At 69.6% G+C, this 26511-nt stretch carries 25 protein-coding genes and 2 tRNA genes; 20 read left to right on the plus strand and 7 right to left on the minus strand.

The window, feature by feature from the left end:
- The first annotated feature begins 6 nt into the window (after positions 1-6).
- The 4 genes from mqo to ACFWCK_RS16990 all read left to right on the plus strand — a co-directional run bounded on the left by mqo (position 7) and on the right by ACFWCK_RS16990 (position 4264).
- Complete coding sequence (gene mqo / locus ACFWCK_RS16975) at positions 7-1467, plus strand: malate dehydrogenase (quinone) (protein ID WP_378806966.1); 1461 nt, start codon at positions 7-9, stop codon at positions 1465-1467.
- Between the two features lie 9 nt (positions 1468-1476).
- A complete protein-coding gene (locus ACFWCK_RS16980; RefSeq protein ID WP_378806967.1) occupies positions 1477-2091 on the plus strand; it encodes a thymidine kinase in 615 nt (204 codons plus the stop codon).
- A 170-nt stretch (positions 2092-2261) separates the two neighbouring features.
- Positions 2262-2987, plus strand: a complete 726-nt coding sequence (locus ACFWCK_RS16985) for a FadR/GntR family transcriptional regulator (RefSeq protein ID WP_378806969.1) — start codon at positions 2262-2264, stop codon at positions 2985-2987.
- A gap of 17 nt (positions 2988-3004) precedes the next feature.
- Complete coding sequence (locus ACFWCK_RS16990) at positions 3005-4264, plus strand: alpha-hydroxy-acid oxidizing protein (protein ID WP_378806970.1); 1260 nt, start codon at positions 3005-3007, stop codon at positions 4262-4264.
- An 88-nt stretch (positions 4265-4352) separates the two neighbouring features.
- Here the strand turns inward: ACFWCK_RS16990 and ACFWCK_RS16995 are convergent, their stop codons facing one another.
- Both ACFWCK_RS16995 and ACFWCK_RS17000 read right to left on the minus strand, forming a co-directional pair.
- Entirely contained in the window at positions 4353-5108 is a 756-nt protein-coding gene (locus ACFWCK_RS16995) for an HAD-IIB family hydrolase (protein WP_378806971.1), read from the minus strand.
- A 282-nt stretch (positions 5109-5390) separates the two neighbouring features.
- Positions 5391-5467: transfer RNA gene (locus tag ACFWCK_RS17000), tRNA-Pro, on the minus strand.
- A gap of 266 nt (positions 5468-5733) precedes the next feature.
- Between ACFWCK_RS17000 and ACFWCK_RS17005 the strand changes: the two genes are divergently transcribed.
- Positions 5734-6291, plus strand: a complete 558-nt coding sequence (locus tag ACFWCK_RS17005; protein ID WP_378806972.1) for a hypothetical protein — start codon at positions 5734-5736, stop codon at positions 6289-6291.
- A gap of 70 nt (positions 6292-6361) precedes the next feature.
- Here ACFWCK_RS17005 and ACFWCK_RS17010 read toward each other — a convergent pair whose 3' ends face one another.
- Both ACFWCK_RS17010 and ACFWCK_RS17015 read right to left on the minus strand, forming a co-directional pair.
- Positions 6362-7297, minus strand: a complete 936-nt coding sequence (locus tag ACFWCK_RS17010) for a metallophosphoesterase (protein ID WP_378806974.1) — start codon at positions 7295-7297, stop codon at positions 6362-6364.
- A 2-nt stretch (positions 7298-7299) separates the two neighbouring features.
- Complete coding sequence (locus ACFWCK_RS17015; RefSeq protein WP_378806975.1) at positions 7300-9939, minus strand: transglycosylase domain-containing protein; 2640 nt, start codon at positions 9937-9939, stop codon at positions 7300-7302.
- Positions 9940-10013: 74 nt separating this feature from the next.
- Here ACFWCK_RS17015 and ACFWCK_RS17020 point away from each other — a divergent pair, with 74 nt between their 5' ends.
- Both ACFWCK_RS17020 and ACFWCK_RS17025 read left to right on the plus strand, forming a co-directional pair.
- Positions 10014-10238 carry a DUF4177 domain-containing protein gene (locus ACFWCK_RS17020; protein WP_233311538.1) on the plus strand — a complete coding sequence of 75 codons (225 nt, stop codon included), beginning with the start codon at positions 10014-10016 and terminating at the stop codon, positions 10236-10238.
- On the plus strand, positions 10235-10693 hold the full coding sequence (locus ACFWCK_RS17025) for a RidA family protein (protein ID WP_378806977.1): 459 nt from the start codon (positions 10235-10237) through the stop codon (positions 10691-10693). The genes ACFWCK_RS17020 and ACFWCK_RS17025 overlap by 4 nt, the downstream gene beginning before the upstream one ends.
- A gap of 128 nt (positions 10694-10821) precedes the next feature.
- On the opposite strand, the gene acs is transcribed toward ACFWCK_RS17025, so the two are convergent.
- A complete protein-coding gene (gene acs / locus ACFWCK_RS17030) occupies positions 10822-12786 on the minus strand; it encodes an acetate--CoA ligase (protein WP_378806978.1) in 1965 nt (654 codons plus the stop codon).
- Positions 12787-13170: 384 nt separating this feature from the next.
- Between acs and ACFWCK_RS17035 the strand changes: the two genes are divergently transcribed.
- From ACFWCK_RS17035 to ACFWCK_RS17080, 10 genes are all read left to right on the plus strand, one after another.
- Positions 13171-14160 carry a TadA family conjugal transfer-associated ATPase gene (locus ACFWCK_RS17035; RefSeq protein ID WP_378806979.1) on the plus strand — a complete coding sequence of 330 codons (990 nt, stop codon included), beginning with the start codon at positions 13171-13173 and terminating at the stop codon, positions 14158-14160.
- A 5-nt stretch (positions 14161-14165) separates the two neighbouring features.
- The gene (locus ACFWCK_RS17040) at positions 14166-15113 is read left to right on the plus strand and encodes a type II secretion system F family protein (RefSeq protein ID WP_378806981.1); all 948 of its coding nucleotides are present in this window, start codon (positions 14166-14168) and stop codon (positions 15111-15113) included.
- Positions 15114-15229: 116 nt separating this feature from the next.
- On the plus strand, positions 15230-15445 hold the full coding sequence (locus ACFWCK_RS17045) for a DUF4244 domain-containing protein (protein WP_378807384.1): 216 nt from the start codon (positions 15230-15232) through the stop codon (positions 15443-15445).
- The gene (locus ACFWCK_RS17050; protein ID WP_378806983.1) at positions 15442-15876 is read left to right on the plus strand and encodes a TadE family type IV pilus minor pilin; all 435 of its coding nucleotides are present in this window, start codon (positions 15442-15444) and stop codon (positions 15874-15876) included. The genes ACFWCK_RS17045 and ACFWCK_RS17050 overlap by 4 nt, the downstream gene beginning before the upstream one ends.
- Positions 15854-16297, plus strand: coding sequence for an Rv3654c family TadE-like protein (locus ACFWCK_RS17055; protein WP_378806985.1), 444 nt, complete (start codon positions 15854-15856; stop codon positions 16295-16297). Before ACFWCK_RS17050 ends, ACFWCK_RS17055 begins: the two co-directional genes overlap by 23 nt.
- A 256-nt stretch (positions 16298-16553) precedes the next feature.
- On the plus strand, positions 16554-19391 hold the full coding sequence (gene topA, locus ACFWCK_RS17060; protein WP_378806986.1) for a type I DNA topoisomerase: 2838 nt from the start codon (positions 16554-16556) through the stop codon (positions 19389-19391).
- Positions 19388-20017, plus strand: a complete 630-nt coding sequence (gene tmk / locus ACFWCK_RS17065; RefSeq protein WP_233311529.1) for a dTMP kinase — start codon at positions 19388-19390, stop codon at positions 20015-20017. The genes topA and tmk overlap by 4 nt, the downstream gene beginning before the upstream one ends.
- Positions 20018-20084: 67 nt before the next feature.
- The gene (locus ACFWCK_RS17070; protein WP_378806988.1) at positions 20085-21242 is read left to right on the plus strand and encodes a DNA polymerase III subunit delta'; all 1158 of its coding nucleotides are present in this window, start codon (positions 20085-20087) and stop codon (positions 21240-21242) included.
- Positions 21239-22795 carry an alpha/beta hydrolase gene (locus ACFWCK_RS17075; protein ID WP_378806989.1) on the plus strand — a complete coding sequence of 519 codons (1557 nt, stop codon included), beginning with the start codon at positions 21239-21241 and terminating at the stop codon, positions 22793-22795. The genes ACFWCK_RS17070 and ACFWCK_RS17075 overlap by 4 nt, the downstream gene beginning before the upstream one ends.
- Positions 22796-22978: 183 nt before the next feature.
- Positions 22979-23051 (plus strand) — tRNA-Thr (locus ACFWCK_RS17080).
- A gap of 89 nt (positions 23052-23140) precedes the next feature.
- Here the strand turns inward: ACFWCK_RS17080 and ACFWCK_RS17085 are convergent.
- Positions 23141-24268, minus strand: a complete 1128-nt coding sequence (locus ACFWCK_RS17085) for an epoxide hydrolase family protein (RefSeq protein ID WP_378806990.1) — start codon at positions 24266-24268, stop codon at positions 23141-23143.
- 235 nt (positions 24269-24503) lie between these two features.
- Between ACFWCK_RS17085 and ACFWCK_RS17090 the strand changes: the two genes are divergently transcribed.
- Together ACFWCK_RS17090 and ACFWCK_RS17095 are read left to right on the plus strand one after the other, a co-directional pair.
- Positions 24504-25163, plus strand: coding sequence for an isochorismatase family protein (locus ACFWCK_RS17090; protein WP_378806992.1), 660 nt, complete (start codon positions 24504-24506; stop codon positions 25161-25163).
- Positions 25160-25705: a DUF1697 domain-containing protein gene (locus ACFWCK_RS17095; RefSeq protein WP_233311524.1), complete on the plus strand. Its 546-nt coding sequence runs from the start codon at positions 25160-25162 to the stop codon at positions 25703-25705. Before ACFWCK_RS17090 ends, ACFWCK_RS17095 begins: the two co-directional genes overlap by 4 nt.
- Here ACFWCK_RS17095 and ACFWCK_RS17100 read toward each other — a convergent pair.
- Positions 25692-25958 carry a hypothetical protein gene (locus ACFWCK_RS17100; protein WP_378806993.1) on the minus strand — a complete coding sequence of 89 codons (267 nt, stop codon included), beginning with the start codon at positions 25956-25958 and terminating at the stop codon, positions 25692-25694. The two genes, ACFWCK_RS17095 and ACFWCK_RS17100, sit on opposite strands and share 14 nt — an antisense overlap.
- Before the next feature lie 25 nt (positions 25959-25983).
- Between ACFWCK_RS17100 and ACFWCK_RS17105 the strand changes: the two genes are divergently transcribed.
- Entirely contained in the window at positions 25984-26502 is a 519-nt protein-coding gene (locus ACFWCK_RS17105) for a CGNR zinc finger domain-containing protein (protein WP_233311522.1), read from the plus strand.
- The last annotated feature ends 9 nt before the right edge of the window (positions 26503-26511 follow it).

Consider the following 26511-nt stretch of genomic DNA (forward strand, 5'->3'; position numbering starts at 1 on the left):
GTTCGAGTGACTGAATCCGTCGACGTCGTCCTCATCGGCGGTGGCATCATGAGCGCCACCCTGGGAACCCTGCTGCGGGAACTGCAGCCCGACTGGAAGGTCGTCGCCTTCGAGCGGCTGAGCGACGTCGCAGAGGAGAGCTCGAACGCGTGGAACAACGCGGGCACGGGCCACGCGGCCCTGTGCGAGCTGAACTACATGCCCGAGGGCAAGGGCGGCGCGCTGGATCCCGCGAAGGCGATCGGCATCAACGAGCAGTTCCAGCTCAGCCGTCAGTTGTGGTCGACGCTGGTCGACCGCGGTGTGCTCGACGCGCCCACGACGTTCATCAACTCCACGCCGCACATGACGTTCGTGCGCGGGCAGAAGGACGTCGACTACCTGCGCCACCGCTATGAGGTCCTCAAGGAGCAGCCGCTGTTCGCGGGGATCGAGTTCAGCGAGGACTCCCGCGTGATCAACCAGTGGGCGCCGCTGCTGATGGAGCAGCGCCGCAAGGGCGAGCCGTTCGCCGCGACCCGGGTGCCGAGCGGCACCGATGTCGACTTCGGATCCCTCACCCGCCAGCTCTTCGATCACCTCACTGAGGACGACCGCTTCACGCTGCTGCGCAACCACGAGGTCCGCAAGCTCAAGCAGCGCAAGGACGGCACCTGGGACGTGCGGTACCGCAACGTCATCGGCAACGCTCCGGGCTCGATCAACGCCCGTTTCGTGTTCGTCGGCGCGGGCGGCTGGGCGCTCAAGCTGCTGCAGGGCTCCGGCATCTCCGAGATCAAGGGCTACGGCTGCTTCCCGATCGGCGGGCAGTGGCTGAAGACCTCGAACCCGGCGATCGTCGCCAAGCATCAGGCCAAGGTCTACTCGCAGGCGCCGGTCGGTGCGCCGCCGATGTCGGTGCCGCACCTCGACACCCGCGTGGTCGACGGGGAGACGAGCCTGCTGTTCGGCCCGTTCGCCACGTTCAGCCCGAAGTTCCTGAAGCAGGGCGGGATGCTGGACATCGTCACCCAGGTGCGCACCCACAACCTCGGAAGCATGCTCAAGGTGGCGTTCACCAACGTCGACCTCATCAAGTACCTGGTCAGCGAGCTGCTGAAGACGCACCGCAAGAAGGTCGACACACTGCGTGAGTTCATGCCCACTGCGCAGGACGAGGACTGGGAGCTGCTGCAGGCCGGTCAGCGCGCGCAGGTCATGAAGGGCGGCAAGCTGCAGTTCGGCACCGAGGTCGTCGCGGCGGCCGACGGCACGATCGCGGGCCTGCTCGGCGCCTCCCCGGGGGCGTCCACGGCCGTGCCGGTCATGCTCGACGTGCTGCAGCGCTGCTTCCCGGAGCAGTACGGCGACTGGGAGCCGAAGCTGCAGGAGCTGATCCCGACGCTTGGCGAGAAGCTCAACGACTCCGCGGCGGACGCGCGCGCATCGATGGGCGCCACGGCGAAGACGCTCGACCTGACGGCCTGATCCGGCGCCGTGGCCAAGCTGTACTTCCGCTACGGGGCGATGAACTCCGGCAAGTCCACGGCTCTGCTGCAGGCCGCCTACAACTACGAGGAACGCGGCCAGCACGTGCTGCTCGCCAAGCCCGCGATCGATACCAAGGGCGCCTCGCAGGTCGAGAGTCGTCTCGGCATGACGCGCGAGGTCGACTTCCTGATCGGAGCGACGGAGGGCGCGAGGGCGCTGTTCCATCGGGAGCGCGACCGCGTCCGGCGTGCCGGCAACGACGTCGCCTGCCTGCTCGTGGACGAGGCGCAGTTCCTGGACCCGGCCCAGGTCGACGACCTGTTCCGCATCGCTGTCGAGGATGACATCCCCGTGCTCGCGTACGGCATCCGCAACGACTTCCTCACGCACGCCTTCCCGGGATCCGGGCGGCTGCTCGCGGTCGCGCACACGCTCGAGGAGCTCAAGACGATCTGCCGCTGCGGTCGCAAGGCCGTGTTCAACGGCCGTCGGATCGGGGACCGCTTCGTGTTCGATGGCGACCAGGTCGCGATCGACGGCGCCGGCGACCAGGTCGTCACCACCTACGAGTCGCTGTGCGGTCACTGTTATCTGCAGGAATCCGGCGGTCGCCTGGGCTGAGGCGATGGGACTCGCCCCTGCTCGAGGGAGGCGCTTCCGGTTTCGGGGAGCGATGTTCGCTGTGGATTCGGCCGATCGGCGACAGACTTCGCTCTTCGAACGAGGATGACGCGACGGGTTGCGTGGTCTGACCACAGACTCTAGGATGTGGTCAGACCACAGGAGGACGGATGCCCGATCGCAGCGATGCGCCCGCGCGCACCTGGCGCACGGTGCTGCAGCACGTCGAGCAGCGCTTGGTCGACGGCGAACTCGGGCCCGGCGACCGGCTGCCCAGCGAACGTGATCTCGCGGCCGAGCTCGGCGTGGGGCGCTCCAGTGTGCGAGAGGCGATCCGCGTGCTCGAGGTGATGGGACTCATCCGCACATCGACCGGATCCGGCCCGCAGGCGGGGGCGATCGTCATCGCGGCCCCGGGCGGGGGGCTGTCCGCGCTGCTGCGCCTCCAGGTCGCCGCTCAGAGCTTCCCCATCGCCGATGTCGTCGGCACGCGCCTCATCCTGGAGCAGGCAGTCGTCACGGCCCTGGCCGGGGGAGCAGCCGACACGGCGGAGGCCCATCGGCTCCTCGACGCGATGGACGCCGACCTCAGCGCCGCCGACTTCCTCGCACTCGACGCCCAGCTGCACCTCACTCTGGCCGAGGCCAGCGGGAACTCCGTGGTCGCGGCGATGATGACAGGACTGCGCGACAGCATCGAATCGTACGTGCACACCGGATCCGCCGGAATCGAAGACTGGACGGACATGGCGGCCCGGCTCCGGGCAGAGCACCGCGGCATCGTCCGTGCGATCGACGAGGGCCGGGCCGACGCGGCCGCGGCGCTCGTGCGCGAGCACATCACCGGCTATTACGCCGCGACCGGCCTGGCCGGCGCCGGCGACCTCCACCTCTGATCGGAAGGAACCCCCTCATGGTGCAGCGCCAGCTCCCCAACCCCGCCGAGATCCTCGAACTGATGACCTTCAAAGCGCCCGAGTTCGACGGCACGAAGCGTCGCCTTGAGGGGGCGCTGACGATCTCGGATCTGCGTACGATCGCGAAGCGGCGCACCCCGAAGGCGGCCTTCGACTACACCGACGGCGCAGCCGAGGGAGAGCTGTCGCTCGCGCGCGCACGGCAGGCGTTCGAGGACGTCGAGTTCCACCCGGGGATCCTCGCACCGGCTCCCGAGCTCGACACCTCCACCACGATCCTGGGCGGCCCGAGCGCGCTGCCCTTCGGGATCGCACCGACGGGGTTCACGCGTCTCATGCAGACCGAGGGGGAGATCGCCGGGGCGGGCGCGGCGGCCGCCGCCGGTATCCCGTTCACGCTGTCCACGCTCGGCACGACCTCGATCGAAGACGTGCGCACGACCAATCCCGCCGGGCGCAACTGGTTCCAGCTCTACGTGATGCGCGACCGTGAGATCTCCTACGGCCTCACCCGCCGCGCCGCGGAGGCCGGCTTCGACACGCTGATGTTCACCGTCGACACCCCGGTGGCCGGTGCACGCCTGCGGGACAAGCGCAACGGCTTCTCGATCCCCCCGCAGCTCACCCTCGGCACGATCATCAACGCGATCCCGCGGCCGTGGTGGTGGATCGACTTCCTCACCACGCCCAAGCTCGAGTTCGCATCCCTGTCGACGACCGGGGGCACGGTGGGGGAGCTGCTCGATGCGGCGATGGATCCCACGATCAGCTACGACGACCTCGAGGTCATCCGGAGCATCTGGCCGGGCAAGCTCGTCGTGAAGGGCGTGCAGACGGTCGAGGACGCGGTGAGGCTCAAGGACACCCACGGGGTGGATGGAGTGGTGCTGTCCAACCACGGCGGTCGCCAGCTCGACCGGGCGCCGATCCCGTTCCACCTGCTGCCGCAGGTGCGCAAGGCCGTCGGCGACGACTTCACCGTCATGGTCGACACTGGCATCATGAATGGCGCCGATATCGTCGCCGCGGTCGCGCTCGGCGCGGACTTCACGCTCATCGGCCGCGCCTACCTGTACGGGCTCATGGCCGGCGGACGGCGCGGGGTCGATCGCACGATCGCGATCCTGCGTACCGAGATCGAGCGCACCATGCGCCTGCTCGGCGTCTCGTCGCTGGCTGAACTGGAGCCGCGTCACGTCACGCAGCTGACCCGCATGGTGCCGGTGGCGCCGGCGCTCGCCGCCGCCGTCCGCTGAGCTTCATCCGCGTTCGGGGAGCGATGTTGGTCCTGTTTCGACCGTTGAAGCGACGAACATCGCTCCCCGAACGCCGGGGGCTGCGCTGTCAGAGCGTCGGTAGCAGGGCGTCCAGGTGGTCGGCTGTGTCCTCCCAGCCCTCCACGGCGACACAGGGCACGCCGAGGGCCTTGACGGGATAGTCGTTGCCGCCCTCGTCGAGGCGGTCGCCGTAGAAGAGCATGTCCGCGAACGGGATGCCGGTGCGCTCGGCGAGCTCGGTCATGCCGTAGGCCTTGTCGATCCCGGCGCGCGTGATGTCGATCGAGGTGGATCCGCCGGACCGGACCTCCAGGTCGGGCACACGAGGGGAGACGGCGTCGCGGAGCGCGGCGCGGCGGGATCCGTCGGGGTCCCAGGCCTTCTTCGCGTCGTGGGGGGCCTTCTGGCCGAGGGCGGAGAACGTGATCTGCGAACCGCGGTCCTCGAGGATGGGCCCCCAGGTCTCGCTCTCCCAGAGCTCGAGGCGGCGCGCCTCTTCCTCGAGTGCAGTGAGGGCAGCGGTCTTCTGCGCCTCGGTGAGGTCATGCGCGTAGAGCAGCGAGAAGCCGGATCCGTCGTAGCGGAGGTAGCGGGTGCCGCACGTCGGCAACAGGTGGATGCGCTGCAGGAGCCGGTCGTCGGCTTCGCCGAGTCGCGAGACGACCTGGGTGCGGAACTGCTCCTCGTTGCCACCGGAGATGATCGCGACCTCGACCCGGCCGGCCAGGGCGAGGAGTAGGTCCGCGATGCGGGGGTCGATCGCACTCTTGGAGGGGGCGAGGGTGTCATCGAGGTCGAAGGCGACCAGGCGGGGCGTCGTCATAGCAGTTCCAGCGTAGAGGATCCGGGTGAGAGCGAGCCGGGCGGACTTCGACCGTCGGACGTGCGCCGCACGCGGTGACTCGAACGCCGCCGGAATGCGAGAAGCAACAGAGGGATCGACCCTGGCGGGTCGATCCCTCTGTTGTGTTTACGTCGGGGTGCATCCCCAGGCGCTTCTCCACACGTCGCATTCGCGACGCGCGGAGCCTCTGCGCTGGGGCCCCGCCCGACATCACGAAACAACGCCAGAGGGACCGACCCTGCGGGCCGGTCCCTCTGGCGTTGGTCGGGGTGACAGGATTTGAACCTGCGGCCTCTTCGTCCCGAACGAAGCGCGCTACCAAGCTGCGCCACACCCCGTGGCAACCGTTCAAGTCTATACGGAAACGGGCTCGGGGCCGAATCGAGGCGGAACCCGCGCGTGGCGCATGCCTCGCCGGTGCGGCGTGTGCTGCTGACAGCCCACGCATAGCCGTCCTTCATACGTTCTCAGGGTTCGGCGGGTCTCGCATGGGCTCGGCCTGCCCGGGCCCGGAGAGCTCCAGAGGAGGAACAGCAGTGCCTCACACGGGATCGGAGCGGTGCCTCCGTAGGCATCGGGGTGCCGCGCGCGCCGGGTTGTCGCCATGAAGCGCGCCGCGACCCTCACGTATGCCATCGCCGGACTCGCCGTCGCGGGACTGCTGGCGATCGCCGCGCCACCCGTCATCGCCGCCTTCACGGCGATTCCTCATGATGCTCCGCGGACCCTGGAGAGCGCCGCCGCAGCACCACAGGATGCCACGCCCAGGCCGAGTCCCGAATCGGATCGGGTCATCTGGCTCGGGGACGGTATCAGCGTGAAGGCGAGCGAACTCCCGAAGGGGTGCACGACCTATTCGAAGATCGAGATCTTCGACCTGAACGGCCACAGCTACGGCAGGCTCATCGGAGAAGCGGCAGACCGGGGCGCCTCCCCGGGGGCAGCAGGCACGGTGAACCGGGATGGCGCGGGAGCGATCGTCAGCTACACGGCCGCCTCCGGCGACGACACCTGGAGCATCGGCGACCGTCTCTGTACGAACCCCCTCATGGTCGGCCGCTACAACCACATCGGCGCCGACCGGGGGGATCACGTCCTTCAGGCGGGCGAGACCGTGGTGATCCGCCCCGACATGAACGTCGAATGGGTGCCCGCCGGCTGACGCTCACGACACGAGGGTGCGACGATTCCGCATCGGGAGTCGAGCCGGTCCGAACGGCGGACGCGCAGGGCTATCCTCGGGGCAGCAGCGTCAGCAGCGTCGCCTCGGGGCGGCAGGCGAAGCGGACCGGCGCGTAGATCGAGTGACCGCAGCCCGCGCTCACGTTCAGCGGAACCGTGCGGCCCGCGTGAGTCCAGGTGCTGAGACCCTTCGCCTGCCTCAGGGGGATGTCGCAGTTGGCCACGATCGCGCCGAAGCCGGGGATGCACACCTGTCCGCCGTGCGTGTGACCGCCGAGGATCGCGTCCGCTCCGAGATCCGTGAACGCGTTCAGGACGCGCTGGTACGGGGCGTGGGTGACGCCCAGCACGGGCACGTCGACCGAGCGGGGGCCCAGCGCGTCGATCGCGGCGGGAAGCGCGTCGAGCTCATCCCAATCGCGGTGCGCGTCGTCGACGCCGAACAGATCCACTCGGGAACCCGCGACCTCGAGGCTCGCCGCGGTGTTGTCCAGATCCGTCCAGCCGAGCTCGTCGGCGAAGAAGCGGTCCAGGGCCTCGGTGTCGAGCTTCGGGGCCGTGATCGAGCGCGCCGAAGGGCCCATGAAGTAGCGGAACGGATTGCGCGGCGACGGCCCGAACTTGTCGTTGGATCCGTGAACGAAGACCCCGGGCGTCCCGGCGAACGGGGCGAACGCAGCACGGACGCCGTCGAGTCCGTCCTCGTGGCCGAGGTTGTCGCCGGTGTTCACGACGAGGTCGGGATGCAATTCGGCCAAGGAGGCGAGCCAGCGCTGTTTGCGGTGCTGCCAGGGCGCCATGTGGGCATCGGACACGTGCAGGATCCGCATCGGGCGCGACCCTGCCGGCAGCGATCGGGCCGTGGCATGGCGCAGCGTGAAGAGGTAGCGCTCGATGCCGATGCCCCAGGTTGCGGCCGCGACACCGGCGGCCCCCACCGCACCGAGTGCGATGAGGGCCGAACGGGTGGTGCGAGAGGACGACATCCTCAGCAGTTCTTCTTCACGTAGTTGAGCGTGACCGAGGACCCCTTGGGGGCGGCTGTCCCCGCGACCGGGTTCGTCGCCGACACGGTGCCGGAGTCGTCGCCGTTGCCGGGGGTGCAGGTGCCCTTCACGGCCTGGAAGCCCGCCGTCTTGAGCGCGTTCGCCGCGTCGCCCATCGTCATGCCGACGACGTTCGGCACGGACGCACCCTGCCCATTGCTCGGACTGATCGTGATCGTGCTGCCCGTGACGACCTGGCCTGGGCCCGGATCCTGCTGCGCGACCTGGTCGGTCGGCAGATTGCTCTGCACCGCCGCGCCGACCGAGACCGAGAACCCGGCGCCCTCGAGTGTCTGCGTCGCCTGATCGACGGTCATGCCGATCACGCTCGGCAGATTCGAGTACGACTGCTTGAGCGCGCTCTGCTGAGGATCAGGGAAGGCCCCGCCAGGGAAGAGCTCGTCAGCTGTCGTCAAGATCTGACGAGACAGGTAGTAGCGGATGTTGGGGACGTTGGTGTCCTTCGTGTAGAAGTCGTTGATGTCGAGGTCGCCGTTCGCCTGTCCCACCCAGACTCCGGTGGTAGACCCCGTCGACGAGGCCATGAGCATCGTCTGCTGGTTGTTGTGCGTACCCGTCTTGCCGATCAGCGGGGTGCCGTCGAAGGGATTGGCCTGCGATCCCGTGCCGCCGCTGGCCATCACGCCCTGCAGGGCGTACGCCGTGGCCGCCGCGATCTCCGGCTTGACGACTTCCGTGCACTTGGTCGGAGGCAGCGACATGTCGACGCCGTCGGGACCCGTAATCTTGTCGATCGCATGCGGTTCGCACTGGGTTCCGTTGTTCGCGATCGTGGCGTACACCGACGCCATCTGAAGCGGCGCGATGTTCTTGGAGCCGAGCACGTCGAACGGCTGCGGTCCGTGGATCTGGATCACGCTCGGGTCCTTAGGATCGGGCACGTCGACGCGCGAGTTGACAGGGAACCCATCACCCGTGTGCACACCCAGCCGCGCGGCCACGTCATTGATGTCGCAGAGGTCGAGCTTCGAGGCCATCGAGAGGAAGCCGCTGTTCAATGACTGCCGAGTGAAGTCCATCGGGGTGCCGGTGTAGCCGCGCGCGTTCTGGAAGTTCGCCACGTCGGAGGTCATCGGGATCCGCTCGTCACCGCACTTCATCGTGTAGCGCTGTACTGCGCCGTTCACCGTTTCACGCAGCGAGTGCCCCTTCTCTAACCAGTCGATAAGAGTGAAGATCTTGTAGGTCGATCCGACCGAGAAACCGATCCCGCCCCCGTGTGCGCTGTCGGCCGCGTAGACGATGCTGGTGAGCCCGCTGGTGGCGGTATCCGTGTTCTCCTCGGTGAAACCGGTGTTCTGCGCGAGAGACAGAATCCTGCCCGTTTTCGGCTCGATCGTCACCGCGGAAGCACCGAAGTCCATGCCCTCGATCGTGGGAGTGGTGTTGTCAGCCATCGCCTGCAGGGCCGCGCCCTGCATCGGCGCCGACAGTGTCGTGTGGATGTTCAGCCCGCCACGGTACAGCTTGTCAGCGCGGTCCTTCACCGGGCCGAGCACGGAGTCGAGTGAGGTGTCGTTCCTCAGCGTCGAGATCACGTACTGGCAGAAAAAGGCGTTGCCGCCGGCATCGCCGCAGCCCGAAGTCGGCGTCTTGATCGCCGGGGTGATCGGCTGCGCCTTGTCGGCCTCGTACTCCGCCTTGGTGATCTTTCCGAGCACCTCCATGCGGCTGAGGACGTAGTTCCGGCGCACGAGGGTGTCGTGGTAGCCGTCCGCCTGGGAGTTCTTGCAGTTCTTGCCGTCCTTGTCGCAGTCGTACGTGCCGCCGGGCATGTCGATGCGGAAGGCGTTCGGGTTCTGCACCATGCCGACCAGGGTCGCGGCCTGCACCGCGTTGAGCTGCGAGGCGGAGACGCTGAAGTAGCGCTGGGCTGCGGCCTCGATGCCGTAGGTGGTGCCGCCGAAGTTCACCAGGTTCAGGTACCCGATGAGGATGTCGTTCTTGGAGTACTGCTTCTCGATCGCTGTGGCGTAGCGGATCTCCTGCAGCTTGCGTGCGATGCCCTTGGAGCCGACGGCGGAGGCGGCGTCGACCCAGCACTGATTCAGCTTGTCGTCGCGCTTCGGGTCGGAGAGGGGGACGCCCTTCTCACACTCCTGCAGCAGCACGTTCTTGACGTACTGCTGGCTGATGGACGACCCGCCGTTGGTGGCGGATCCGCTCACGTTGCCGACGATCGCCTTCAGGGTTCCGGCGATGTCGATGCCGCCGTGCGAGTAGAAGTTCTTGTCCTCGCTCGCCAGCAGTGCGTCGTACAGCACCGGCGCGACCTGGTCATACTTCACCGGGACGCGGTTCTGGTCGTAGAAGCGCGCCATGACCTGATCGTTGCCGGCAGCGTCTTTGGAGTAGATCGTCGTCGGCTGCATCGGACGGTCGACCTTCAGGTTGGAGGGCAGACCCTCGAACATGTCGATCGACTGGGCGGCGGCGGCTCCGGTGACGGCGAACACCGGAGTCACAGTGGCCGTGACGAGCACACCGGCGACGACGCTGAGACCGACAAGGCCGGCCAGGCCGCTGAGCACGCCGGTGAGCGTGCGTTTGGTCTGAGGCATACGCTTGATCGTAGGGGAGTTCCCTGAACGCAAACTTTGACGCGCCCGAGCGCGTCCGTCCCGCCGGGAGAGCCATGACAACGTGGGAATACCTGACCACACCGCTGCTGATCCACAACACCGCCGCCATCCTGAACAACTGGGGCAAGCAGGGCTGGGAGCTGGTGCAGGTCGTCACCGGGCCCGAAGGCGGGCTCGTGGCGTACCTTAAGCGTCCGGTGGGCGGCGACACCGCCGCCAACACCGGCCTTTCCGCGGCCGCGGAGGCCGCGCGTCAGTTCGAAGGAGAATCTGCATGACCATCAGCGCCCGTCTCGCCGAGCTCGGCATCGAGCTTCCGTCCGTCGCCGCACCCGTGGCCGCCTACGTGCCCGCCCGCGTGCATGCCGGACTCGTGTACACCTCGGGTCAGCTGCCGTTCGTGGCCGGATCCCTCCCCGCGACCGGGAAGGTCGGCGCGGAGATCCCGGCGGAGGACGCGAAGGGACTCGCCCGCGTGTGCGCACTGAACGCGATCGCCGCAGCGGCCGACGCGGCTGGCGGGGTGGACCGCCTCGGCGGGGTGCTGCGCGTGGGAGGCTTCGTCGCGTCCGACCCGTCGTTCTCCGGCCAGCCCGGCGTGATCAACGGTGCGAGCGAGGTACTGGGCGAGATCTTCGGCGACGCCGGCAGGCACGCCCGCGCCGCCGTCGGCGTGGCCGTGCTGCCGCTGGACAGCCCGGTCGAGGTCGAGGTCGTCTTCACCCTCGCCTGAGTTCTTCACGAAAGAAGGGGCGCTCTCCGCGGAGAGCGCCCCTTCTTTCATCTGCGGATCCGGATTCTTTCGTCTGCGGATCCGGACCCGTCGCAGGTGCGGATCCGTGGCCTCGACGGGCTCGGGACCTACTTCACCTGCGCCGAGATGGTCGACATCACCATGGTGTCCGCGAGCGTCGTGGTGTCGCCGACTTCACGGCCCTCGGCCACGTCGCGCAGCAGGCGGCGCATGATCTTGCCGGAGCGGGTCTTGGGCAGCTCGCCGACGATGTAGACGTCGCGTGGACGGGCGATCGGGCCGATCTGCTCGCCGACCCAGCCGCGCAGCAGCTGCGCGAGACCCTCGGGGGAGTGCGCCTTGAGGTAGCTCTCCTTGATGATCACGAACGCGACGACCGCCTGGCCGGTGGTCTCGTCCGAGGCGCCGACCACGGCGGCCTCGGCGGTCGCCTCGTGCGCCACGAGCGCCGACTCGATCTCGGCGGTGGAGAGGCGGTGACCGGACACGTTCATCACGTCGTCGACGCGGCCGAGCAGCCACAGATCACCGTCGTCGTCGAAGCGCGCGCCGTCGCCCGCGAAGTAGTAGCCCTGCTTCTCGAACTTCTCCCAGTACGTCTCCTTGAACCGCTCCGGGTCGCCCCAGATGCCGCGCAGCATGCTCGGCCACGGCTCCGTGATCGCCAGCAGCCCGCCGCCGCCGATGCCCACGGTGGTGCCGTCGTCGTCCACCACGTCGATCGAGATGCCCGGCAGCGCCACCTGCGCCGAACCCGGCTTGGTCGCGGTGACGCCCGGCAGCGGGGAGACCATGATCGCGCCGGTCTCGGTCTGCCACCAGGTGTCCACGATCGGCGTGCGGCTGCCGCCGATGACGTCGCGGTACCAGATCCACGCCTCGGGGTTGATGGGCTCTCCGACCGAGCCGAGCAGGCGCAGGGAGGTCAGGTCGTACTGGTTCGGGATCTCGCGGCCGAGCTTCATGAAGGAGCGGATGGCGGTGGGTGCCGTGTAGAGGGTGGTGACGCCGTACTTCTGGATGATGTCCCACCAGCGCCCCTGCTGCGGGGTCTCCGGCGTGCCCTCGTACATGACCTGCGTGGCGCCGTTGGCGAGCGGTCCGTAGGCGACGTACGAGTGTCCGGTGACCCAGCCGATGTCGGCGGTGCACCAGTAGACGTCCGTCTCGGGCTTCAGGTCGAAGACCACGCGGTGCGTGTAGGACGCCTGGGTGAGGTAGCCGCCGGAGGTGTGCAGGATGCCCTTGGGCTTCCCGGTGGTGCCGGAGGTGTACAGGATGAACAGCGGGTTCTCGGCGGGGAACGCCTGAGCGGCATGCGCGTTCGAGGCCGCACCCACGACATCGTGGTACCAGAGGTCGCGCTCGTCGTCCCAGTCGATCTCGTTCTCACAGCGCTGGACCACGATCACGTGCTCGACCGTGTTCTGCTCGCCGGATCCGCGGTCGGCGAGCGCCTGGTCGACCGTCGGCTTCAGCGCGGACGCCTTGCCCTTGCGGTAGCCGCCGTCGGCGGTGATGACGACCTTGGCTCCCGCGTCGTCGATGCGGGAGCGCAGGCTGTCGGCGCTGAAGCCGCCGAAGACGACGGAGTGGATCGCGCCGATGCGCGCGACGGCGAGCATCGAGGCCACGGCCTCGGGGATCATCGGCAGGTAGATGGCGACGCGGTCGGCGTGGCCGACGCCGAGGCCTTCGAGCACGTTCGCGAGGCGCTTGACCTCGTCGGTGAGCTCGGCATAGGTGATGCGGCGCTCATCGCCGGGCTCGCCCTCCCAGAGCAGGGCGATGCGGTCGCCGTTGCCGGCCTCCACGTGCCGGTCGAGGCAGTTGTACGCGACGTTGAGCTCGCCGTCGGCGAACCACTTCGCGAACGGCGGCGCGGACCAGTCCAGCACCTCGGTGAACGGCGTGTGCCAGTGCAGCTCGCGGGCCTGCTTCGCCCAGAACGCCTCGCGATCGGTGGCCGCTTCGGCGTAGAGCTCCGGCTGCGCGACGGCCGCGGCGGCGAACTCGGGGGAGGGCGGGAAGACCCGGGTCTCGTCGAAGACGTGATCGATCTGGCTGCTCATGGTGAGAGGGCGCTCCTTTGCGGCGGGGGCATCGCGGCGTCAGCCGCGACATCGGTGAATCTAGCCGTGCCCATCGTCTCTCACTACCGACGGAAGTCGGTAGTCGGATCCGTTTTGTACGGTGCCTTTTCAGACGTACACTGTCCGACGGCCGATCAATCGAATCCGGCTTTCCTGCGGCTCCGACGGTCCCCCTCCGTCCGCCGCAGACGGGCGGCATCCCATTCCCCCCGTGGGATGCCGCCCACTTCCGTTCCCGGTCGTTCCGCGGTAGAACCCGTGGTTGGCGGTCGCCCGCTCCGCACATTCGCGCGGCGCGGCGGGTTGTGCACCGGTTGCGCGGACCCCGTCCCGCGCCGTGGCGCGGGTGCCTAGCGTCGGGACATGGCCTCGCCCTTCGTGATCGTCCCGCGTGGATCCGCTGCCGCCGCCGAGCGGCTCGAGCTGGACCCGGCATTCGGCGAACTTGCCGTGCACGCTGCCGATCCGCAGGTGACGGACCTGTTCCTGAACGGCGCCGGCGGTCTCTTCCTCGATCGCGGCGCCGGCGCGGAGCCGGTGCCCGGATGGACGGCGTCGGAGCGCGAGGTGCGCGAGCTGGCCGTGCGCCTGGTCGCGCTCGGCGGCCGGCACCTCGATGATCAGGCGCCCTGCGTGGACGTGCGGCTCGCCTCGGGCGTGCGCGTGCACGCCGTGCTCGCGCCGGTGTCGACCAGCGGCACGGCCGTCTCGGTGCGGATCCCGCGGGTGCGCGCGGCGGATCTTGACGACCTGGGCCGACTCGGCGCCGTCGACGCGGCACAGCGGACCTGGCTCGAGCACACCGTGCGCGACCGGAGGAACGTGCTGATCACGGGCGGCACCGGCACGGGCAAGACGACGATGCTGGCAGCCCTGCTCGCGCACGTGCCGCCGCAGGAACGGATCCTCACGATCGAGGACGTCGCCGAACTGCGGCCCCGGCATCCGCACCACGTGTCGCTCGAAGCACGGCAACCGAACCTGGAGGGCGTCGGCGCGATCAGCGTCGCTCGACTCGTACGCGAGTCCCTGAGGATGCGGCCGGACCGGCTGATCGTGGGCGAGTGCCGTGGCGAGGAGATCCGCGATCTGCTGACGGCGCTGAACACGGGCCACGACGGTGGCGCGGGAACCATGCATGCGAGCGGGCTCGCCGACGTCCCCGCACGGCTGGAAGCACTCGGCGCGCTGGCGGGGATGGATCCGCCCGCGCTCGCACGTCAGGCCGTGAGCGCGTTCGCCTTTGTGCTGCATCTGGTCCGGGCCACGGGTGGTGTGCGTCGGCTCGCCCAGGTGGGCGTGCTGCGGCTGGACGGCGAGCACCTGGGCATCGCAGAGGTGCAGCCGTGGTGAGGCGCGTGAAGGCACGAGTCGGATCCGGCCGGCCCGCCCGTGGGCGGCATCCGCGCCTGCGGGGTGGAGGGGGGCCGTCCGAGACCGAGGTCGCAGAGGTCGTGCGGACCCTGGCCGTGCTGCTGCAGGCCGGCGCGGCGCCGCTCACGGCCTGGCGGCATCTGGCGGAGAGCGGTTCGTCCGACGCGGTCGAGGTGCTCGCCGACGTGGAGCAGGGGCGTCCGCTGGTCGACGCCATCCGGTTGCGGGGCGGGGTGTGGCGCACGGTCGCCGCGGCGTGGGGGATCTCGGCGACCGTGGGGGCGCCACTCGGCGAGGTGCTGCGTGCGATCGCCGCGGCGCTCGAGGGTGCCGGCGACATCAGGGCCGAGGTCTCGATCGCGCTCGCCGAGCCTGCCGGCACCGCCCGGCTCATGCTGTGGCTGCCGCTCGTCGGTCTGCTGCTCGGAACCGCCCTCGGCTTCGACACCGTGACGGTGCTGCTCACGCAGCCCGCAGGGTGGGTCTGCCTCGCATCCGGTCTCGGGCTGCTGTCGGCCGCGCGCGCCTGGACCAGGGCGCTGGTGCGTCGAGCCGCCCCGCCTGCCGGGACCCCGGGGATCCGTGCCGAGCTGCTCGTGGTGGCGCTCACGGGCGGAACCGCGATCCCGCGCGCCCGTTCGCTCGTGGAACAGGAGAGTGCCGCGGAGGACGACCCGGGGACCGCCGGGGAGACGATCGAGCGGGTGCTGCGCCTGTCGGCCGCCGCCGGTGTGCCGGCCGTGGAGCTGCTGCGAGCCGAGGCGGACCGCGCCCGACGTGATGCCCGCACGGTCGGTCGCACGGGTGCTGCACGGCTGAGCTCGCGCCTGCTGCTCCCGCTCGGGGCCTGCACACTGCCGGCATTCATGCTGCTCGGCGTCGCGCCCCTGATCCTCAGCGTGCTGTCCACGACCCCGTTGCCGTTCGCCTGAATACGACGGCACCCGACCGGGCGCCGTCATCCGGAAGAGAAGAGAGAAGGAACATCATGAACCAGATCCATCCTGTGGCCGACGCGCCGACCTCGCCGACCCGTCCGGCGGAAGCGATGCCGTCGGCGCCGATCGCCGGCTCCCTGCCACCGCTCACACGGCGCAGTGCGGCCCTGCTGTTCGGCGACGACACCGGTGCCGCCACGGCGGAGTACGCCATCGCCACGATGGCGGCCGTCGCCTTCGCCGGACTGCTCGTCGTCATCATGCGCAGCGACGAGGTGCGGGGGATCCTGACGGATCTCGTGCGCCGCGCGCTGACGGTGGCATGACGACGCACCGCGCCGAGCGTGGGCGTCGCCCGCCCGACGGCGACGCGAGGCTCCCCAGGACCACCGGCCGGGATCGCGCGTTCCCTGGAGCGGGCGGTCACGACCGGCAGCGCGGCTCTGCGACGGCGGAGCTCGCTGTCGCCCTGCCGATCGTCGTGCTCGTGATGCTGCTCGGCGCCGGGGTGGTCGGCGCCGGGACTCGGCTCGTCTCGCTGCAGGATGCGGCGGCTGATGCTGCACGGATCCTCGGGCGCGGTGATGCCGACGGCGACGCCGATGCGGTGGTCCGGAGGGCGGATCCGGCGGCGGGGATCGCGGTGAGCCGCAGCGACGGCCTCGTCTGCGTCACGGCCGGGGTCGATACCCGGATCCTCGGGAGCATCTCCATTCCCATGCGAGCGACGGGCTGTGCCTTGGACGGCGGTCGATGAGCGTTCGGCCGACACCGGCACCGGCGGGATGCGCGGCTGCGCGCTCGCCGAGGTCGCAGGCGCACGGAGGTGGCCGCTGATGGGTGGGACGGCGCTCGCGATCGGCGGGCTCGCGATCGCGGGCACCTTGGCGTTCGGGGTGGCCGCGGTCGGCGGAGCGGGAGCGACTTCGCAGCGTGCCGCCGGAGCGGCCGATGCCGCGGCGCTCGCGGTCGCCGACGTCACGAGTGGCGCGGTCCTCACCGGCGACGACGCCTGCGCCGTCGCGGAGCGGATCGCCGCCGCGCACCGCACGGAGGTCGAGGAATGCCGCATCGACGGCCTCATCGCGACGGTGCGGGTGTCCACGGCCTATGTCGGACTTCCGGTCGTCGCCAGCGCCCGCGCCGGTCCGCCCGGCGTGGCGGAAGACAGTGGATGACGCCGCCTGCGACGGGCGGGGAGTGGCGTGGCTGGGCCGCTGCGCGGCCCCCGCGGCCGATCGTGGAGAAGGGCGAGGCGCCTCGGGGCGCGGACACGTGGCCTTCGCCCAGCTCGCAGCGGCGTACGCTGGATTCCCGAACGACGCCCGAATCTGTGCAGGAGAACCCGAAGCCCCTGCAGGCGACGTCGACATCGTGCTGAGCGCCCGGCTCCGACACGGTGTGTATGGTGTGCTTCGACGAAAGGACGCACCCGTGGCGCAAGGCAAGAAGCTTGTCATCGTCGAGTCCCCGACGAAGATGAGGTCCATCCAGGGCTATCTCGGCGACGGCTTCGAGGTGCTCAGCTCGGTGGGACACATCCGTGACCTCGCCGACAAGAAGGACATCCCGGCCGCTGACAAGCAGGCGTACGGCAAGTACTCGATCGACGTCGACCACGACTTCGACCCCTACTACGTCGTCTCCGATCGCAAGACCAAGACCGTCGCCGAGCTCAAGCGCGCGCTCAAGACCGCCGACGAACTCCTGCTCGCCACCGATGAGGACCGCGAAGGCGAGGCCATCGCCTGGCATCTTCTGGAGACCCTGAAGCCCAAGGTGCCGGTCAAGCGCATGGTCTTCCACGAGATCACCAAGGACGCGATCCAGGCCGCTGTCGGAAACACCCGCGAGCTCGACCTCGCACTCGTCGACGCGCAGGAGACCCGCCGGATCCTGGACCGCCTGTACGGCTGGGACGTCTCCCCGGTGCTCTGGTACAAGGTCAAGTCCGGGCTCTCCGCGGGCCGCGTGCAGTCCGCCGCCACCCGCATGATCGTGGACCGCGAGCGCGAGCGCATGGCGTTCGTGTCCGCGGAGTACTGGGACGTGGACGCCATGGCGTCCGCCTCGGGCTCCGCCTTCACCGTGCGGCTGGTCCGCCTGGACGGCGGCGCGATCGCCCGTGGCACGGACTTCGACGACAACGGGGCTCTGAAGAAGGCCGTCGTCATCCTCGACGAGAAGGCGGCCGCAGCGCTCGCCGCCGCCGTCGACGCGGTCGGATCCGGCAGCGTCACGAAGGTCGAGGCGAAGCCCGGCACCCGCAGCCCCTACGCCCCCTTCACCACCTCCACGCTGCAGCAGGAGGCGGGGCGGAAGCTATCGATGAGCGCGAAGCAGGCGATGAGCGTCGCCCAGCGCCTCTACGAGAAGGGCTACATCACCTATATGCGCACCGACTCGGTCGCCCTCAGCACCCAGGCGGTGCAGGCGGCGCGGTCGCAGGCGGTCGCGCTCTACGGCGATGCGGCCGTACCCCTGAAGCCCCGCGTGTACAAGGGCAAGAGCAAGAACGCGCAGGAGGCGCACGAGGCCATCCGGCCGTCGGGTGAGCAGTTCCGCACGCCGGCGTCCGTCTCCGGCCAGCTCGACCGCGAGGAGCTGCGCCTCTACGACCTGATCTGGAAGCGCACCGTCGCGAGCCAGATGTCCGACGCGAAGTACGAGACCACCACCGTCACGATCGCCGTGGACGCCGATGGGAAGAACGCGGAGTTCACCGCGTCCGGCACGGTGTACACCTTCAAGGGCTTCCTGGAGGCCTATGAGGAGGGCAAGGACGAGCGCCGCAACGCCGCCGACGCCGCGGAGAATCAGTCGCTTCCGGCGGTCGCCGTCGGTGACGTGCTCCGTGTCGCGGACGCTGAGGCGAAGCCGCACCGCACCACCCCGAAGCCGCGCTATACCGAGGCATCGCTGGTCAAGGCGCTCGAGGAGCACGGCATCGGGCGGCCTTCCACGTTCGCCAGCATCATCGGCACCGTGATCGACCGCGGCTACGCGACCAAGCGCGGTCAGGCCCTCGTGCCGACGTGGATGGCGTTCAGCGTGGTGCGCCTGCTCGAGCAGCACTTCGCCGATCTCATCGACTACGACTTCACCGCCGCCCTCGAGGACGACCTCGACGCGATCGCCCGTGGCGAGCAGAAGCGCATCGAGTGGCTGCACTCCTTCTACTACGGCAACGACACGCAGGTCGGCCTCCGCCAGGTGGTCGACAACCTGGGCGAGATCGACGCGCGGGCGCTGAACGCCACGCGGATCACCGACACCGCCACACTCCGGTTCGGCAAGTATGGCCCGTACCTCGAGGTCGCCGACCCGGCGCATCCCGATGCGAAGCCGCGCATCGTCAACGTGCCGGAGGATCTGGCTCCCGATGAGCTGACCGCGGCGAAGGCGCAGGAGCTCATCGACGCCCCCGTTGCCGGCGACCGTGTGCTCGGCGAGAACCCCGACAACGGCAAGGTCATCGTCGTCAAGGACGGCCGCTTCGGCCCGTACATCCAGGAGAACGATCCGGTCTCCGACGACGACCAGGTCGATGAGGCGACCGGCGAGGTCGTCGAGGCGCCCAAGCCGAAGCGGGGAGCGAAGAAGGAGGCGGCGCCCAAGCCGCGCACCGCCTCACTGTTCCGCTCGATGTCGGTCGACACGATCGATCTCGACACGGCGCTGAAGCTCCTCGAACTGCCGCGCGTGGTGGGTGTGGATCCTGCGACCGAAGAGGAGATCACCGCGCAGAACGGCCGGTTCGGGCCGTACCTGAAGAAGGGCGCGGACTCGCGCTCGCTCGAGAGCGAGCAGCAGATCTTCGACATCAGCCTCGAGCAGGCGCTGGCGGTCTACGCGCAGCCCAAATACGGCGCCCGGCGGGCGTCCAGCGCGCTCGCCGAGTTCGAGGCGGATCCTGTGAGCGGCAAGCCGATCCGGATCCGCGACGGTCGCTTCGGCGCGTACGTCACCGACGGCGAGACCAACGTGACCATCCCGCGTGGCCAGCAGGTGCAGGACATCACGTTCGAGATCGCCGTGCAGATGCTGGCGGACAAGCGCGCGAAGGGGCCTGCGCCCAAGCGCGGATCCCGCGCCGCGGCGAAGAAGGCGCCGGCGAAGAAGGCCCCCGCCAAGACGCCGGCGAAGAAGGCACCGGCGAAGGCCGCAGCTGCCAAGACCGACGATGAGAAGGCCGCCGCCCGCTCCGCCGCCGCGAAGAAGGCCGCGGCCACCCGGGCCGCCAACGCGGCGAAGAAGCAGGCCGGCGCGTGAGCGCGGGCCGCGGCCTCTGGATCACGCTCGAGGGCGGCGACGGGACGGGCAAGACCACCCAGGCCGCGCTGCTGGAGGAGTGGCTGCGCGGCCAGGACCGGAAGGTCCTGCGCACGCGCGAGCCCGGCGGATCCGAGGTGGGCGTGCTGATCCGCGACATCGTTCTGCATCACCGCGGCGACATCGCCCCCCGGGCCGAGGCGCTACTGTACGCGGCCGACCGCGCGCACCACGTCGCGACGGTGGTGCGTCCCGCGCTCGATCGCGGCGAGGTCGTGATCCAGGACCGCTATCTCGACTCCTCGGTCGCCTACCAGGGCGCGGGCCGGGTGCTGGACGCGGACGAGGTGCGCGGACTCTCGCTGTGGGCCGCCGAAGGCGCGCTGCCCGATCTCACGGTGCTGCTCGACCTGGATCCCGCCCTTGCCCGCCGGCGTCTGGACTCGGCCGAGAAGCCGTTCGACCGGCTCGAGGCCGAACGCGAGGAGTTCCACCGGCGCGTGCGCGAATCCTTCCTCGCGCTGGCGGCGGCGGAGCCCGAGCGCTTCCTCGTCGTCGACGCCGCACAGGAACCGGACGAGATCGCGGCCGCGGTGCGCGCCAGGGTGGCGGGGCTGCTGGCCTGAGGTCCGTCGAGCAGCCCACCCGTGGACGGGGCGCGCGATGTCACTCCCCGCGGTTAGGCTTGACCGCATGCCGGCCACCGTTCTCGCCCCTTTCCCGTGGACGGACGTGTGGGGGCAGGAGGCCGCGGTCGAGACGCTGCAGGCCGCGGTCACCGATCCTGCCGCGATGTCGCACGCGTGGCTCATCACGGGTCCGCCCGGTTCCGGCAGGTCGACGCTCGCCACCGCCTTCGCCGCGTCCCTGATCGCCGAAGGACCGGACGACGAGCAGACCATGCGCCAGGTGCTCGCGGGCACCCACCCCGACGTGACCGTGCTCCGCACGGAGAAGGTGATCATCTCGATCGCCGAAGCCCGCGCGCTCGTCGAACGGTCCTACTTCGGGCCGTCCAGCGGGCGGTATCGCGTGATCGTCGTCGAGGACGCCGATCGCATGACCGAACGCACCTCCAACGTGCTGCTGAAGGCGCTCGAGGAGCCGCCGGAGCAGACGGTGTGGATCCTGTGCGCGCCGAGTGAGGCGGATCTGCTGCCCACGATCCGCTCCCGCGTGCGGTCGTTGCGGCTGCGCGAGCCCGATGTCGCCTCGGTCGCCGAGCTCATCGTGCGTCGCACCGGTGCGGATCCGGCCATCGCCGAACAGGCCGCCCGCCACGCGCAGCGGCACATCGGCATGGCGCAGCGGCTTGCGACCGATGAGGCGGCGCGCGCCCGCCGCGAGCAGACGCTGCGCGCCGTGCTGAGCGCGCGAGGAGTCAGCGACGCCGTCGAGGTCGCGGGGCAGATCGTGCAGGCCGCGACGGACGACGCGAAGGTGCTCACGGTCGAACGCGACGAGGCCGAGCGGCGCGCGTTGCTGCACACCGTGGGGATCGCCGAGGGGCAGGCAGTCCCGCCTGCCGTGCGCTCGCAGGTCAACGCGCTCGAGGACGAGCAGAAGCAGCGCGCCAAGCGCAGCGTGCGCGACGGCCTCGACCGGGTCCTCACCGACCTGCAGTCGCTGTTCCGTGACGTGGTGATGCTGCAGTTCGGCCGCGGCGACGTTCTCATCAACGCCGAGCTCGCGCCCGAGCTCTCCGCCCTCGCCGCCGCGTGGCCGCCGGAGCGCACCCTGATCGTGCTGGACCATCTCGCCGAGACCAGGGAATCGCTGGAGCGCAACGTCGCCCCGGCGCTCGCCCTCGAGAGCTTGCTCGTGACCGTCACGAGCGGGAGGAGACCATGAACACCCGTTCCGCTTCGAGACTCCGCCGCATCACGACGGTGACGGCGGGTCTTGTCGTCGCCGCGTTGGCGCTCACCGGCTGTCTGTATGCGATGATTCCGGCCGGATCCTCGTCGGCGAGGCCGACGGCGAGCCCCGACACCTCGGGCGTCGCCGACGACCTGAAGTCGTTCTACGGGCAGACCCTCAGCTGGTCCGCATGCGGAGGCGGAATGGACTGCACCACGGTGAAGACCCCGCTCGATTGGGACGACCCCGGGAAGGGGACCCTCGATCTGGCCGTGGTGCGCCACAAGGCGACCGGCGCCTCGAAGGGATCGCTTCTGACCAACCCCGGTGGTCCCGGGGCGAGCGGACTCGAACTGATCAAGTCGAGCCTCGACTATGCGGTCAGCCCGACGCTCTCCAAGAACTACGACGTCATCGGCTTCGATCCTCGCGGCGTCGGATCCTCGACCGCGGTGAAGTGCTTCGATGCGTCGCAGATGGACGACTACCTGTACTCGATCCGCCCCGGTGCGCGCGGCGGCGACGAGTGGACCGCGGCGCAGAAGAGCGCCAACAAGAGCTTCGCCGACGCCTGCGAGCAGAACAGCAAGGGGATCCTGCCGTACATCACCACGGTGAACTCCGCGCGTGACATGGACCTGCTGCGCGCCGTGCTGGGGGACAAGAAGCTGAACTACCTCGGCTACTCCTACGGCACGTTCCTCGGCGCGACCTACGCCGAGCTCTACCCGGACCGTGTCGGGCACCTCGTGCTCGACGGCGCACTGGATCCGGCGGTCTCCAATCTCGACGTGAGCACGACGCAGGCGATCGGATTCGAATCCGCCCTGCGCGCCTACATGGCCGATTGCCTGAAGGGCAAGAAGTGCCCGTTCCAGGGCACGGTCGACGATGCCATGGGCGACCTCGGCGCTCTCCTCGCGAGCGTCGACCGCTCCCCGCAGAAGAACACCGACGGCCGCATGCTGGGTGCGGACACGCTGATGACCTCGATCGTCGCGGCGCTGTACTCGCAGGACAGCTGGTCGTACCTGACCCAGTCGCTCACGGCGGTGCTGAAGGGCGACCCCTCCGTGGCGTTCCAGCTCGCTGACTTCTACAACAACCGGGAGAACGGGAAGTACACCGACAACTCGACCGAGGCGTTCCGCGCGTACAACTGCATGGATTACCCCCTGGAGAACGACGCGGCGGCCAAGGCGGCATCCGATGCCAAGATCAAGGCCGAGGCTCCGACGATCGCCCCCTACTGGGACGGCCCCGATCCGTGTGAGCAGTGGCCGTACCCGCCGACGGGCAAGCGCGGTGAGATCACCGCGGCCGGCTCGGGTCCCATCCTCGTCGTCGGCACGACCAACGACCCCGCGACGCCCTACGCCTGGGCCGAGTCGCTTGCGAAGCAGCTCGAGGGCGGGATCCTCATCACCCGCGTCGGCGAGGGCCACACCGGCTACAACAAGGGCAACTCGTGCGTGGACGACGCCGTGGACGCCTACTTCGTGGACGGCACCGTGCCGGACAAGGCGGGCATCCGCTGCGAGTAGCCCGTCCGGCGCGGGCGGTGAGGTCCTGCCCGGATGGCGAGGTCCGCCGCAGGCGGCGACGTTCGGGACGGCCGTCGCCTGACGGTGCCGCGCCCGGGGTGCGCGTGGTTCGCAGCACACCCGCGGACAGGGTAAGATCGTTGATCGTGCGGTTCGCCCGCATGCGCATCCGTCAGGGTGTGCGCCGCCCTAGCTCAGTCGGCAGAGCATTTCACTCGTAATGAAAAGGTCAAGGGTTCGATTCCCTTGGGCGGCTCGACCTGAAACCCCCTCCTCGGAGGGGGTTTCGTCGTTCGGCCTGGTCGCACCGATGCTGACATCGTCCTCTCCTGCTGCGGGGTGCGGTCAGCCGACCCGGGGCAGGGACCGAGCGAACTCTGTGATGTCCGCGGCGAGGAGCGCCGGCTCTTCATGCGGCGCGAAATGCCCGCCACGAGGCATGACGGTGTACCGCACGACGTCATGGGTGCGCTCCGCCCAGCTGCGCGGAGGGCGGGTGAGGTCGTGCGGGAAGAGTGCGACCGCGGTGGGCACCGATACGCGGTCGACCCGAGTCGTGAGTCCTGCGGCGAACTCGTAGTAGGGCCGGAGCGAGGTCCCGATCGAGTTCGTGGACCAGTACAGCGACGCGAGGGTGAGGAGATAGTCGTCTGAGAATCGGGTCGAGAGGACTCCTCCGCAGTCGCTCCATGCCCGGTGCTTCTCCAGGATCCAGGAGAGCAGCCCGGCCGGCGAGTCGGAGAGCGCCGGGGCGAGCGTGAGCGGGCGGGTCTGGTGCTGGTGCTGGTAGGCGCCCTCCGTCGAGATCCATCTCTGCACACGCTCGAGATGGTCGCGCTCGTCATCGGTGAGGGTCTCGGAGTCGACCTCACGCGGTGCCGCCACGGCGAGAAGGTGGATGCCGGCGAGGTGTTCGGGGTGCGCCTGCGCCAGACGGGAGGTGATCCCGGCGCCGAGATCACCGCCGTGTGCGATGTACCGCGGGAATCCGAGCTCGGCGGTCATCAGCCGGTGCCACAGCTCGTGCGTCTGCCCGGTGAGGGTCGGTCGCTGAGGCGAGAACGGGAAGCCGGGCAGTGCCGGCACGATGACGGTGCGGGCATCGGACGGGTCAGCCGCGAAACGGGAGGGGTTCGAGAGGCGCTCGGCCAGATCCACGAGCTCGAGCGCGCTGCTCGGCCAGCCATTGGTCAGGACGATCGGCAGAGCGGAGCCCGGCGTGACAGGGTCGAAGCGCAGGTAGCCGACAGGCGTGCCATCGAGGTCGGCCGAACGCCAGGGAAGCGCCTCGATCCGGTGCTGCTGTGCGTCCGCATCGAAACCATCGGCCCAGTAGGCGACGAGACGCTGCAGCTCGACGAGTCGAGTCCCCGCCTCCCATCCGACCTCCGGCCACGGCTCGGGCCAGCGGGTCGCGCGAAGCCGGCGCCGAAGATCCTCGAGATCGGACGGATGGTTGAGACGAGGGATCATCGTCGCCCTTCCCAGGCGCGGACAGAACCGAAAGACACGGCGGACCACGGCACGGATGCGGGCCGCGGCGTGGATCTTGGAGCTGTCTCGAGCGTAAGGAACGCCTCCGTCGTGCACAAGCCAGGAGGGTCAGCTCCTTGGCGAGGAAGCAGGGTGCGCCGCAGGTCGGGCGTTCGACTCGACGGGAAACTCCCTCCTCGGAGGGGGTTTCGTCGTTCCGGCGTACGCTCGGAGCATGTCCCGTGCACTGCTGATCGTCGACATCCAGAACGACTTCACCGAGGAGGGCGCCCTCGCCGTGGCCGGCGGTGACGCGGTCGCCCGCGGCGTCACCGCGCTGCTGCACGAGCACGCGGCCGACTACGACGTCATCATCGCCTCGCGGGACTGGCACGACGCGACGGGGGACAACGGCGGACACTTCTCCGAGACGCCCGACTACGTCGACAGCTGGCCCGTGCACTGCGTCGCCGGCACCACGGGCGCCGATTACGACCCGCTGCTGGACACCGCCTCCGTCACCTATCACGTGCGCAAGGGGCAGGGCAAGCCCGCCTACTCCATGTTCGAGGGTGTGACGGAGACGGACGAGACGGTCGCCGCGATCCTGTCCGCGCACAGCGTGCTCACCGCAGACGTCGTCGGCATCGCGACCGACCACTGCGTGCGCGCCTCTGCGTCCGACGCGATCGCACACGGCGTGCACGTGCGGATCCTGACCGACCTCGTCGCGGGCGTCGGCGCCGAATCGAGCGCCGCAGCGCTCGCCGAGCTCGCGCATGTCGGGGCCGAGCTCGTGCCGAGCGCCGACCGACGGGATGCTCCGGCCGACGGCACGGCGCCCGCCGGTTCCGCGGATGTCTCCGACCAGCCGACCGACGGCTCCGCCGAATGACCGTCGAACGCTGCGCGCTGCTGCTGCGCGCCGTGAACGTGAGCGGCGCGAACAGGGTGCCGATGGCGGAGCTGCGTGCGCTCATGAACGACCGCGGAGGGTTCGGCGCGGTGACCACCTACATCGCCAGCGGCAACGTCATCTGCGACGCCCCGGCGGATCCGCCGGCGGTGTGCGCGGAGGTGCGGACCCTGATCCACGACGCGTTCGGCGTGAACACGCCCGTGATCCTGCGCACGCACCACGAGCTGGTCCGGGCGATCGAGGAGAACCCGTTCCCCGATGCTGCGGCCGACAAGATGCTGCACGCGATGTTCCTCGAGGGAGTGCCGCTGGCCGATGCGGTCGAGACGCTGAATGAGCGACTGCAGCCCGGCGAACGGATCGCCCTGCGCGGAAACGACCTGTGGATCGATTTCGGCGCCGGGGGAGTGCACTCCAGCAAGCTCACGCGCGCGGTGCTCGATCGCGCGCTGGGTGTCGCCGGTACGGCGCGCAACCTCCGCACGGTGCGGAAGCTCGTCGAGCTCACGGCCGGCTGACGCCTTCGGCCGGCCCGTCGGCCTCTCCGGCCCCGAGGGCGCGGCTGAGCGCGGTCGGAGCCGCAGAGTCTGCGGCATGCAGATCCACGCGTTGCGCGCCGCAGGTGACGCAGCGGACGTACAGCAGCGTGCCGTCGGACGTCCTGTGCCGGGACCGCGTCCTCCAGGCATGCTCGTGCGCGGGAGCGGGTCGGAGCGGATCCGGAGTCGTGAGGGGGATCGATGCGGTGTCGGGGGTGGATGCGGCGGTCATGCCCCCACCATGATGTAATGCCATTATGCATCTCAACCCTTACGGCGAGTATGCGGTCCTGATGGCGGCATCGCTCGCCAACGACTGGCCGTCCGATCGTGTCGGCATCGAGCAGCGCACCCGCGACTTCGGGATGACGATGGTCTTTCCCGCGGGGACCGGAGACCACGCCGACACCCGGCGGGTGATCGACGACTGGCTGCGCGTCGTCGATGCACCGACGCCGGAGGAGCGCGCAGTGCTGCTGAACGCGCAGATGGCCACGGCGGCGGCGTACCCGCGGCTCACGGACCACGACGGCGAAGGTTGGCATCTGCACTACCGCGGCGAGGAGGATTCGCTGCCCCGTGTGCTGCGCGCCGTGATCGCCGTCGGCACCTCACTGCACCTGGTCACACGAGGGATGACGCGACTGGGGCGCTGCGCGGCGGCGCCGTGCACGAATGTCGTGGCCGATGTGACCCGCAACGGGCGGCAACGCTACTGCTCGGTGCGTTGCGCCAACCGCGACGCCGTGCGCCGGCACCGGGCGAAACGCGCATGAGGCGCGGCG

Source organism: Microbacterium sp. NPDC060117, assembly GCF_042729315.1.
Classification (GTDB): domain Bacteria; phylum Actinomycetota; class Actinomycetes; order Actinomycetales; family Microbacteriaceae; genus Microbacterium.